The 13,261-nt window shown below is 41.0% G+C and carries 6 protein-coding genes; 1 reads left to right on the top strand and 5 read right to left on the bottom strand.

What is annotated here, in order from left to right; all coding sequences use genetic code 11:
- Window position 1: 1 nt before the first annotated feature.
- The 5 genes from G9X62_RS02105 to yidD form a co-directional block, all read right to left on the bottom strand.
- A complete protein-coding gene (locus G9X62_RS02105) occupies window positions 2-3,295 on the bottom strand; it encodes a VCBS repeat-containing protein (protein ID WP_223131165.1) in 3,294 nt (1,097 codons plus the stop codon).
- A 4-nt stretch (window positions 3,296-3,299) separates the two neighbouring features.
- A complete protein-coding gene (locus G9X62_RS02100; RefSeq protein WP_223131164.1) occupies window positions 3,300-6,599 on the bottom strand; it encodes a VCBS repeat-containing protein in 3,300 nt (1,099 codons plus the stop codon).
- A gap of 116 nt (window positions 6,600-6,715) precedes the next feature.
- Window positions 6,716-8,185: a RagB/SusD family nutrient uptake outer membrane protein gene (locus G9X62_RS02095; RefSeq protein WP_223131163.1), complete on the bottom strand. Its 1,470-nt coding sequence runs from the start codon at window positions 8,183-8,185 to the stop codon at window positions 6,716-6,718.
- Window positions 8,186-8,239: 54 nt separating this feature from the next.
- A complete protein-coding gene (locus G9X62_RS02090) occupies window positions 8,240-11,236 on the bottom strand; it encodes a SusC/RagA family TonB-linked outer membrane protein (protein ID WP_223131162.1) in 2,997 nt (998 codons plus the stop codon).
- A 492-nt stretch (window positions 11,237-11,728) separates the two neighbouring features.
- Window positions 11,729-11,953, bottom strand: a complete 225-nt coding sequence (gene yidD / locus G9X62_RS02085; protein ID WP_223131161.1) for a membrane protein insertion efficiency factor YidD — start codon at window positions 11,951-11,953, stop codon at window positions 11,729-11,731.
- Window positions 11,954-12,023: 70 nt separating this feature from the next.
- Between yidD and G9X62_RS02080 the strand changes: the two genes are divergently transcribed.
- Window positions 12,024-13,250 carry a serine hydrolase domain-containing protein gene (locus G9X62_RS02080; protein WP_223131160.1) on the top strand — a complete coding sequence of 409 codons (1,227 nt, stop codon included), beginning with the start codon at window positions 12,024-12,026 and terminating at the stop codon, window positions 13,248-13,250.
- Window positions 13,251-13,261: the final 11 nt, after the last annotated feature.

The following is a 13,261-nucleotide window of genomic DNA, read 5'->3' as shown; positions in this document are numbered from 1 at the left end:
CCTATAATTTCTTAAATACCTGCAGTTTATCGTTATTACGAGCTACGAGGTACAAAATTCCTGTGGTAGTCTTCACCTGCTTTATGTCGCGAATGTCGCCTTCAAGCATCAATCCGGTATCAGTCGGGATAAGCGTTTTGAATCCGCCTTTGCCATTTCCTTTTAGAATCAGGCCAAAGAATGCGTCATAACGCGCTTGGTACATCGAAGCACCGTTAAAGTTACCTCCTACGATGACGTCGAGATTTCCATCTTTATCCACATCTTCCGTGCGTAATACCATGATCTTAGACACTTGAGCTAACGCCGGAAGCGCCACCATTTTGAAGGTCTTGTTGCCTTGGTTTTCTAAGTAGACTGATTCAAACATATTGACACACTTTTCATCCGCCCCTTCTAATTCCTTATCACCAAAAATCTCTTCCACCGTCTTACCCGCAAACATATGGTACGCCGTATATTTCTTATTAATGATACTTGGAATCTGTTTCCCCATTTCATCCTTACTGTTAATTGGGAACCAATCATTTCCGCGGTTATATGCAATGATGTGCTCCTTAGTATCATTCTTATCAATGTCCTTAATCAGCATCCGCAATTGGCCATCTAGGTCCTTGCGTAATTTCGTATTCGTACCTAGATTTCCTACAATGAAATCTAGATCGCCATCTTTGTCAAAATCCGCTGCTGTAATACCCGACCAGAATCCTGTTTTCTCTTCCAGACCGTTCTCTATTAATTTGAATTTACCCTTGTTGTTTTCAAAGGTCTTAATCGGCATCCAATCGCCCACCACGGTTAAATCTTGATCTCCATCTTTATCAATATCTGCCCAAATCGCCTCCGTCAACATCCCTGCTTCCCGCAATTCCGGAGCTAGAGCCGCCGTCTTGTCCGCAAAGTGTCCCTTGCCATCATTCACCAATAAATACGAACGCGGCGAAGCACCATAAGAATAACCTACCACGCGACCACCTACGAATAAATCCATGTCTCCATCGCGATCGATATCGCAAGGACGCACAACCGATTTATTGTCGTACATCGGAGGTAAGGCATTCAAGGCACGAGTGAAATTCCCTTTACCATCATTCGTATACAAACGATCGAATTGCTCCGGCATTTTATCATAGAATTCATTCCCTCCCGTTACCACATAAAGGTCCAAATCGGTATCTCCATCAGCATCAAAGAATAGCGCATCCACATCTTCATACAATGAATCCGCTTTAAATACGGGCTGATTCGATACCACAAAGCCGGCACCTTTCTGTAGTAACAATTGACCTGCCTGGTATTTCGCACCGCTTAAATACACGTCTTCCAGACCATCCCCATTCACATCACCCACCGCAATTTTTGGCCCCTCGATAGAAACCTTAAATGGAATTAACAATTCGCGGTTGAAATCGAAATAGACATTTTCTTGATGCTGGTACGGAACATTCACTCCATCCGTCACTTCAGCAAAAAGAGGTTTCACTGGCGCAGAGAACACATAATCCTTCACGTTTACGTTGGCATTCTTTTGCTCCATCGTTAAGGTCGAATTAATCTTCGGATTCTTAACGATCTGCATTTTTTCATTTTCCCAAATCACAAGCATCTCATCCACCTGCTGTAAATCTCCAATCCCAAATAATAAGGTAGGCTCTACTGAACTCATAAACCCACGTGTGGGCATCATCTGCTGCAATTGCTGCCCGTCCTTCGTTTTCAAGATGACCTTCGCCCCTACACCAAACGTATTTCCGCCATCTCCTTTGAATTTAACCTTCACGAAATTGTGCTTCAATAATTGGCGGCTGTTATTTTGGTAGACACTCGCCTTTTCATTCAAGTTGTTTGTTACTAAATCCAAATCTCCGTCGTTGTCTAAATCCGCATACGTCGATCCGTTCGAAACCCCTTTGTCCTCAAAACCCCATTTAATGGATTTATCTACGAAGCGTAAATCCTTCGCACCTTTGAAAATGTAATTGTGTACACGACCATCCGGCATCAAATCGATCGCTTCTTGATCCAATTTCTCAGACGTAGGCAAGCCATAATGCAGCGAATCACCTATCACGAATTTCAAATAATCCAAGTCATTCGGACGGCGTAAAATACCGTTCGAGATGAAGATATCTTTGATTCCATCCCCATCGTAATCGTTCATCAACGTCGACCAGCTCCAGTCTGTCGCAGCCACTCCGGAAGAGGCAGCGATATCGGAGAATTTTTGGCCACCCATATTTAATTGAAGGCAGTTACGGCTGTATTGATTGAAATAACCGAACTGCAATTTGTACATATAAATGTCCAATGGATCCTCTCCTACAGACGATTTCTCCACTTTCTCGTCATCTGGATACATATCCAAGGTCATCACATCTTGGAATCCGTCGTTATTAATGTCCGCCACATCAGAACCCATCGAGAAACGACTCAAGTGCTTGAAGTGATCGCGAATGCCTTCTTTATACGTACCGTCCTTTTGATTGATGTAGTAATAATCATCCTCGTGAAAGTCATTACTCACATAGATGTCTAACCAGCCATCATTGTTAATGTCCGCCACCGAAATTCCCAGACCATAACCCATCGCAGCTTGGTAAATACCAGACTCTTTCGACACATCCACAAATTTGCCTCCATCATTTCGGTATAAATAATCGCCCGCCTCGTTATCTTTCAACGAACGCGTATTCACGCGATCATAGGAACGGGTGTTGTGTACAGCATGGTTCAATAAATAGCAATCTAAATCGCCATCTTTATCATAATCAAAAAAGGCCGCTTGCGTAGAGAATCCCGTAAAGTCTAAGCCAAATTCATTTGATTTTTCCGTGAATGTATTGTCACCGTTGTTGATGTACAATTCGTTAGAACCTTCCAAACCTTTGTAATTCCCCACCGCGCAAATATAGATATCCAAGAAGCCATCCGCGTTTACGTCGGCCATCGTCACCCCTGTTTTCCAGTCAGAGAATCCTTCGATTCCCGCCTTCACCGAGATGTCTTCAAATTGCATATCGCCCTTGTTCAGGTACAATTTGTTTTTGCCTTGGTTGGACACAAAAAACAAATCCACTAATCCATCATTATTAATATCCCCAGCAGAAACACCACCACCATTGTAGAAATACAAGTAGTCCAAGATGTTAAAATCCTTGGTCTCCGTGATATTATTCGCAAAGTCAATGTGGGTCTTTTCGGCATCTAATTTTTCGAAAAGCACAACGTCATCGCCTGAATTGCAGCCGAACAGAACAAAAGAGAAAAACAGAATAGAGAAAAAATGGGTACGCATTGTTTTAAAATTTAAATACTTGGGCTTTGTCATCATTTTTGGCCAATACTACATACGTCGACTTTCCTCCTTTTACGAGCGCCATATTACGTACTTGACCGAGGGTTTTAAATCCAGTTTGCTTCGATAATTTGACCGCGAATTTACCTTTACCTTGTCCTTCTAATAGAAGTCCATAATTCGCATCGAACCGCCCCCACTCTGGAAGCGAATCAAAGAAATTACCGGCTAATAAAATATCTAGTTTGCCATCCTTATTGAAATCTGCGGCTTGAATGCCTCTAATAGGAGAGAATTGAGCCTGGTAAGGAAGTGCTTGCAAGCTGAAATTACCTTTGCCATCGTTGATCATAAAGGATGATTGCGTTGTCGTGATTTGGCGCACAGTACCCCCCTCACGTTGCTCATCACTGAACAATTCGTCCACCGTTTTGTTCGCATAATCCTTATACTTAATAAATTTCTTCTTGATCATCGGAAGCGCACGTTGCATCTCCCCTTTCAAGACCATTGGATACGTATTTCCATCCTCCGTTACACAAGAGATGATTTGTTCTACAACCCCATTCTTATCAAAATCCCCTACATGTAAGTAGGCCGGTGACTCAGCTGAGGCTTTAATCTTAGAATTTAGGCCAAAGTTCCCCAGCACAAAATCCATATCACCATCGCCATCAATATCCGCCGGCTTGATACACGACCAGAGTCCTTCCGATCCCGCCACTGGCTCCTGCTTGGTTAATTTTCTACCTCTTTCATTCTTAAACACAACCACTGGACCCCAATCTTGTGTTACTAAAAGATCCACATAGCCATCGCCATTCACATCAGACCATTCTGAATCCGTCACCATGCCTAGCTCCGTCACTTGTGGCATATAGCGTTTCGACTGATTCTTGAATCCCCCCGTTCCATCGTTAATGAACAGATTGCTTTGTGTGCTTTGGCCATATTTCGCATTGACCATACGTGTTCCTACGAATAAATCGATGTCACCATCTTTATCGTAATCCGCCGCCGAAACGCTCGACCCATTTTCATAAATCATCGGGAATCGAACATCACGCTTCAAATTTCCTTTACCGTCATTCAAATACAACAAATCATGTAATTCCGGGGCATTCTCCGCGAACTCATTACTTCCAGTGACCACAAATAAATCCTGGTCTCCGTCTTTATCCGCATCGAAGAAAATCGCATCCGTATTTTCCGTTGTTTGATCTAGGCTAAAATCTGCTTGTGGAGAATTGACGAACTGACCTCCAGGTTTTTGGACAAATAATTGCTTGATTTGACCTGCTGCACCACCTAGGTAAATATCTTCCAAACCATCTCCGTTTACATCGCCCACCGCTAAAGCTGGACCCTGCGTAGAATACTTTTGCTTTAATAAAACATCGCGGTCATAGTCATTGAACATACTTTCCACATGTAGATAATCCAATAAACCAGACGTCACATCCGCAAAAATCGGTGTTTGTTTTGCCTCGAAGAAATGGAAGATCTCTTTTGCATTCTCCTGCTTAAGAGTAATGATCTGATCCGCTTTCACCGTTTTAATCGTTTCGATCTTATCATTCGGCCATAAAACCTGTACTGAATCAATCGCCCCATTCGCTCCTAAGCCGAACACCATTTGGTGGTCACTCGAAGATTGGAAACCACGATTAGGCATTTGTTGCAATACTTTGAATCCACCTTTCTGGTACACCGTTACCCGTGCACCGATACCATTCAAGTTGCGATCCGTTCCTTTTAGGTGTACGGTCAAATAATGATTCTTTAACTTCTCGTTTGTCTTGTTTTTGTACACTGACAAAGGTGCATTGACATTGTTCACGACTAAGTCCAAATCCCCATCATTGTCTAAGTCACCATAGGCAGAACCGTTCGAGAATCCTGGACCTTCTAATCCCCACGCTTTCACCTGGTTCGAGAACTTCAAATCTCCTTCATTTTTGTAGGCGTAATTCGGGATAGGTACAGAGGAAATTTTGTCTGTAAACTCTTTGTAGTCGAATTTCTTCCCGTCTAGCATTTGCTGCATCGTGTTGCGATCCCCTAGGAAATCGACGAAATCTTGATCCGTTAAGTCTTTCGCAATACCATTCGCCACGAAAATATCCTTCTTCCCGTCATTGTCCATGTCAAAGATCAAGGCGCCCCAGCTCCAATCCGTCGCATGCACACCGGCTAATTGACCCACTTCTGAGAAAGAACCATCGCCATTATTCAGCTGCAAGTTATTGCGCATATATTGATGCCAAAACCCACGTTTCTTCTTCAACTCCACTAAGTTATAGCCCTCAAAAACCGACGTCGTCTTTAAACGGCGATCATCCCCCGGCAACATATCCGTCACGAAGATGTCCATATAGCCATCGTCGTTTAAATCCGCCATATCCGCGCCCATCGAGCTCAACGAAATATGCGGCATCTCATTCTCTAAATCTTCTTTAAACGTGCCGTTCTTTTGGTTGATATACAAATAATCGCGCTCGTAAAAGTCATTCGAAATATAAATATCAGGCCAGTTGTCATTGTTGACATCACCTATCGTAATTCCTAAACCAAAACCAATCAAACTTCCATAAATACCCGCCGTCTCCGACACATCGGTAAAATGAAGTTCCTTCCCATCCTTACTATCATTTCTAAATAACTTATCACCCCCTAATTTATCTCGCTCCTCCCGCAAATTCGTATACCCTAATTTATCAATCGGGGTAAAACTGTTATTCAACAAATACATATCTAAATCGCCATCCCGATCGTAATCGAAGAAGGCCGCGTGCGTCGAAAATCCACCATCTTCCAGACCTGCCTCTTTCGCTTGATCCTTATAGGTAGGAACGCCACCTTTGATCCCCTGATTAATGTACAATTGATTCCCACGCTGATCACGCGAACCTGAATTACACACATAAATGTCCATCAAGCCATCCCCATTCACATCAGCAAAGGTGACACCTGTAGACCAAAACTTCTTCCCCACAATCCCTGACTTCACCGTAATATCCTCGAACTTCATCGCCCCTTTATTCAAATACAACTTATTGTCTTCGAAATTAGAGGTCACAAAAAGATCCGACAAACCATCGTTGTTCACGTCGCCTATCGCCACGCCACCTCCATTATAAAAGTTGCGGTAATTGAAGATATTAAACTCCTTTTTCTCTAAACTCCGGTTCACAAAATCGATACCAGTTTGTTCAGCAGGTAACTCTTCAAAAAGAGTGTCTTCTTTCTGAGAACAAGAGAAAAGACAAAGGGAAATAAGGAAGAATAAGGAATAATTTTTCATTCTTAATGATCGAATTTTTGCGCTACAAAAATACAAAATACGAGGGGCATATAAAACCCCTATAAAACAAAAAGGCAGAACCAAATGGTCCTGCCTTTCTATTAAAAACCTAGCTATTAATATCCTGGGTTTTGAGTCAATAATGGGTTAGCATCACGACGAGGTTGTGGAATTGGGAACAATTCACGAGTCTTGTCAGTAACCTTCATGAACTTACGCTCAACAGAGAACTTACCGAAACGAATTAAGTCATTACGTCTCCATCCTTCCCAAGCTAATTCACGACCACGCTCAGCTAAGATATCGTCAGCAGTAACCGCAGTTAAAGGAGCAACACCTGAACGCGTACGGATAGCGTTGATATCAGTTAACGCTTGAGCAGTATTTCCTAAACGGAAAGCAGCTTCAGCACGCATTAAGATAACGTCAGCTAAACGTAAGAATACGTAGTCATTTGATTGATCACCGTTCGGGTTGTTCTTTTGGATCTCATATTTCTGAGAACGGATACCAGCTACTTGGTAAACTGCATCAGCATCAGTCATTTGATCTTTTTCCCAATCTGCAACGAATGCTAAATCAGCACCTTTTGCATCTTTTAACTTAGCTCCAGAAGCAGCATATTGCTGTCCTTTGATCCACATAGCACCACGTAAGTCATTCGACTCAAATGAGTTGTAGAAATCAGCTAAAGTACAGAAACCATTCCAAGGAGAGTTACCTAAACCATACGTTTGTTGGTTAGCATAGTGTAACGTTCTCATTTGGAAGTTCATACCACCCGCTTTGAATGAATCGTAAGGGATAGCAAAGATGTTCTCGTTTGAACCTTGGTTTTGAACGATAAAGTTAGACAAAGTAGAAGAAGATAATGACCAGTTGTTCGAAGATTTGATTACTTGATCAGCTGTATCATATGCTTTTTGCCACTCAGTTGCGCCTTTATACACACCTGCGTTCAAGTATACTTTCGCTAACAATGCTTTAGCAGCATCTTGCGTCATACGAGAGTAAGCTTTACCTGTAGGTAAGTTAGGGATAGCAGAAGTCAATTCAGAAACGATAAAGTTGTACACTTCAGCACGAGGCTTAGTCGCTGCAGATGATTTGTTATCTGTTACGATAGGCACATTACCGAATGCATCCACTGCCATGAAGTAGTAGATAGCACGTACTGCACGTAACTCATCTACTGCTTTTTGGTTAGAAGCAACCACTGGGATCAATTGGTTCACCTGAGAGATGTTACCAAAAATGAATCCCCACATTCCGTTGATAGGACCGTGTTGTGGAGTCCAAGTGTGACGAGAATACGCCAACCAGTCACCACCATCATACCAGTCACCACCACGTGTAGGAACGATCAACTCATCCGAAGATGCCTCACTTGGATTGAACCAATCCCAAGTGATACCACGAAGACCACCATAAGCAGGTCCTAATGCCGCAGCAATTTGAGCATCAGTTTTCAAGAATTGATCCGCTGGGATCGAATCGTAAACTGGCTCAGTTAAATCTGTACAAGACGATAGGGCTAACGAAGCGAAAACACCTACTGAAAGTACTTTATAGATATATTTTTTCATTTTTTTAATTATTTTATTAATTAAGTTATATAACTAATAGTGTGGCTATTATGTTTAGAAAGACAAGTTAATACCCGCAGTAAATGCACGAGTTTTGTAATATGTCTCACGAACATCGATACCCGGAGCAGCTGAACCAATAGCTAGGTTTTGGCTAACTTCTGGATCAACACCAGTGTAATTAGTGAACAACAATAAGTTGTTACCAGCTACATAAATACGAGCTCTTTTGAATACACCTTTAACTGGTAAAGTATAACCTAAAGACGCGTTGTTTAAACGGATGTGATCTCCTGATTCTACGTAGTAGTCCATAGGGATTGTACGCTCATCATTGATGATAGAAGTTGCAGCAGATTTCAATGCGTTAGATTCAGCTAAACGACCATCTTGACGACCTAACAATAAGTTGTTCGTGTTAACAATCTTAGCACCAGCATTTCCTGTGAATTGGAATTGTAAATCGAATGCTTTGTAACGTACGTTAGTAGTTAAACCACCTACGAAAGTAGGGTTAGGATTTCCTAAGTAAGTACGATCTTTAGCATTAGGGTCTACCACACCATCACCGTTAAGGTCTTGGAATACATATTTACCGTTTTCGATTTTAGCAATCTTAGCTCCGTAGAATACACCTACTGGTTGACCAGCTTGTAATACAGAGAAGTTTACTGCAGAAGTACCACGGATGTAGCTACCTAAAGAAGTAGACAAGAATACTTGGTCAGCAGCTGCGAACTCATCATTTTTCAATGAGATCAATTCGTTTTGGTTGAATGAACCAGCGAATGTAGAGCTAATAGACCAATCTTGCGTATCTAACCATTGGTAAGTAGCCGAAACTTCAATACCACGGTTTTGCATCGAACCAATGTTCGCTAAGATAGTTGGATAAACATATCCTTTTTCTTGAGGAGCGTTAACTGTGTATAATAAATCTTTAGTTTGGCGAGTATACCAGTCTAATGAACCAGTTAATTTACCTTTCAAGATAGAGAAGTCAATACCAGCACCGTAGTTTTCGTTAACCTCCCACTTCAAGTTAGGGTTAGGGTTAGATTGGATAGCGTATGCAGGCAAGAAGTCATCAGCTGAACCATCATAGTAAGAACCTGATGGACCGTAGAATGATTTAGATAACAATGGACGAATACCTTCCGAGTTACCTGTTCTACCCCAAGAAACACGAAGCTTCAAGTTGTCGATTGTTGTATTTCCTTTTAAGAATGCTTCTTCAGATAATGACCAACCCACTGAAACTGATGGGAATAAACCCCATTTGTTGTTATCACCGAATTTAGTCGAACCATCACGACGCATGTTAACAGTAGCGAAATACTTGTTCATTAACGAGTATTGTGCACGAGCTAAGAAAGAAACCAATTTGTATTCGTTTTTGTATGAATACAATAAAGAAGGATTCGTACGAATACCTAAACCAGAACCAATGTTATCAGCACCAAACGCATCTGTTAAGAAGTTGTTGTTAGAAGCACCGAAACCATCATTAACTACATCTTGGTAAGTGTAACCACCTAATACAGTTAAAGTAGAAACATCAGATAATTTCTTAGTCCAGTTCAAAGTAGCTTCTAATTGCTTATCAGTTACTGAGTTCAATGAACGAGAAGCAGAGTTACCACCTACAGTAGACAATAAGTTACCTGGAGTAGTTGCAGCGAAATAAGAGTTGTTCGCGTTTTGAGTACGTAATGTACCTGAAACGTTAAATACTAAACCATCTAAGATAGTATAAGCAGCAGAAGCGTTGAATAAGAAATCTTGTAAACGTTGAGTGTTAGATTTCTTCTCTAAAGCCGCTAATGGGTTAAAGTTCGCAAATGTACCTGGTAATTGGAAGTAGTTTCCGTTTGCAGCATACACTGGATCAGTTGGACGCATGTTCATAGCAAAACCTACTGCACGGTTATCAGAGAATGTACCGTTAGTTTGCATTGCTGACATGTTGAATTTCATCATCAATTTACCGTCTAATGCTTTTGCATCTAAGTTCAAACGACCTGTTAAACGATCTTTACCTGAACCGATCAACGTACCAGTTTGGTCTAAATAACCAACTGAAGCACGGTATGATAAGTTTTCAGAACCGCCAGAAACACCTACGTTGTGGTTTTGAGAAACCGCAGTACGTGTAATTACGTCTAACCAATCTGTGTTAGCACCATTATCGTCAAATGATTGCTTGTATTTCGCAGCAGCAGCGCGGAATTCAGCAGCATTTAATAATTCTGGACGTTGAGAGATCGTCTCAGCACCTACGTAAGCTGAATAATCAACTGTAGGAGCACCTGACTTACCACGTTTTGTGTTGATCAAGATAACACCGTTCGCACCACGAGAACCGTAGATAGCTGCAGAAGATGCATCACGTAACACGTCCATAGATAAGATATCTTCTGGAGCAACGTTTTCGATAGGAGCACCAATCACACCGTCAATTACGTATAATGGCTCAGAACCTGCGTTCAATGAACCTGTACCACGTAAACGTACAGTTGGACGAGCGTTAGGATCACCAGAAGACTGAGTAATCACTAAACCAGCTACTTTACCTTGAGCAGCAGCTAATGGGTTAGTCACAACACCCGCGTTGAAATCACGAGATCCTAAACTTGTAACAGTTCCAGAAATCTCTTTTCTCTTTTGAGTACCGTAACCTACTACCACAACTTCTTCTAAAGATTGATTGTCAGCAGCTAAAGAAACGTTAACTACAGAACCTGTAGCCTTAACTTCTTTTTTAGTATAACCTACGAAAGAGAATACCAAAGTGCTACCACTTCCTGCATTAACTTTGTAAGTACCGTTAATATCAGTTTGAGCACCTTTAGTAGTACCTTTAACTGTAACAGAAACACCAGGAATAGCTGAACCGTCTTTCGAGTCAGTTACTTTCCCTGAAACCACATCTTGGGCGAAAGCACCCAAGGAAATTACTAGTGCTACAGCAACACTAAAAGCTTGCTTGAAGCCTAGGTTACTAACACCTGATCGCACAAGGCGACCCACTCTTTTGTAAGAATGAATCATAAGTGAAAAATTAAGGGTTAAAAATGATTAATGATTCTTGTTGGTCTTGTTATTATTCCTTTATATAAAGAAGAATGAGTTTTAGCTGGCCGAAGCCTATTGAAATGCCCATGTAATCGTTTACACAATATGACTAATTTCAAAACCGACACAAAAAAAGTAAGAATAAATTGAATAAAAAAATGAAATTAGATAATGAATCGATGACTATGGGGACATAAATTGTACAAAAGTCAGATTTTCTTGAAAACTAGCACAGTGTAGGACAGAATCTGAAAATAATCTAATTGTTAGCTAATTTTAAATAGAGACCCTATTTTGAAATCAAATTAGATGCAAAACCGCCAAAACAGCTTCTAATCGATTGTATTTTTTCAATAGAAAATTTTTTGAAAAAAAAATCAGTTTTTTTTCGGTAATCTAATGCCAAAAATAATTTAGGATAAAATTAGAATAGTACAATTAAAACAGTGCTACACTGTTGCCATTCAATCAAGGTACCGGATCATGTCCACTCCCACCCCAAGGATGACAACTGCTAACACGCTTAATGGTAAGGCGTAATCCTTCTATCAACCCGTGTTTTTGAAGTGCCTGTTTTGCATATTCGGAACAAGTAGGCGTGTAGCGACAAGCAGGGGGTAAAAAGGGAGAAATCAACCCTTGATAAATACGGATTAGAAGAAGAAAAAAGAAAACGAAAATCCGCTGCAGCATAGGGTTTGAATTAAAGCCTTTTCTGATTAAATTGCTTTAAAATTAACAAATACAATTCGCAATTTCGCATATGAATCGGAGGTCTTTAGCACTCAGTATTTTGGCAACCTTATTTTGCATGGCCTCCTGCAACAACATTCCCGGCCATTTATTTACCAAAAACAGTGCCGTAGAAAAGCGAAATGATAGCATTGCGAGTTTATTCGACCCTAAAATAGCCGCCCAAAAAGCCATCAAATTAGACACTTTCTTTAAAACCCTACAAAAGAAAACGGGCTTTAATGGAACAGTACTGGTAGCTCAATATGGGAAGATCATTTATAAAAGAGCCTTTGGCATTGCTAATAACTTCACTAAAGCTCAATTAAATACCCGCACCCCCTTTCAACTTGCCTCCGTTTCCAAGCAATTCACCGCTGTTTCTATTTTGCAATTAATGGAACAAGGGAAATTAAAGTTAGACGATCGCGTGGAACAGCATATTCCTGGATTCCCCTACGACTCCAGCATCACCATCCGCAGTTTATTAACGCATAAATCAGGCCTTCCTAATTATGCCTATTGTTTAGATAAATACTACGACAAGAAAAGCCCTTTGACGAATGCCAAAGTAGTGGAACTATTTAACAAGATCAAACCAGGCATCGACTACCACCCGAATCGCCAGTTTCATTACAATAATACCAATTACATTTTATTAGCTTATATCGTGGAGCGCATCAGCGGCAAAGGTTTTAGAGAATATGTTAAAGAAAACATTTTCACTCCCGCTGGAATGACTGAATCATTCGTCTACGATCCGCAGCATCCAGAATTATTGAAAACATCTGCAACCGGTTACCAACCCAAGCGATCTGGATTAGCCGTTGTAGGTTTCGACCACTTAGACGGAGTGACGGGTGATAAAGGAATTTATTCTACGGTGGAGGATATGTTTCTTTGGGACCAGGCATTGAATTCAGAAACAGTCGTTAAACTTAGCTCTTTAGCTGAGGCATTTACACCACAACATACGAAGCCTAAAGTGTTAACTACAAACTACGGCTTGGGCTGGCGACTAAAACAATTAGAGAATGGCGAATGGCTTACCTACCACACAGGTTGGTGGCACGGATTCAAAAACTATTATTTACACAATCAAAAAGACAATTCGGCCATTATTATTTTGGGTAATATGGCGAATCATTCGTTGGCCAAAGTCAATATCGTTCAATCCATCTTGTACCCTGAGAAGGCTAAATATTTCTTGAAAGGAGAAAATCTCCCAGCAGAAAGCGAATCCTCAGGAGGCAATTAATTAAACAAACC

The sequence above is a fragment of the Aquirufa lenticrescens genome (assembly GCF_019916085.1).
Taxonomy (GTDB): Bacteria; Bacteroidota; Bacteroidia; order Cytophagales; family Spirosomataceae; genus Aquirufa; species Aquirufa lenticrescens.
Note: the sequence above shows the minus strand (reverse complement) of the source record. Positions and strands in the feature narration are given on the sequence as shown.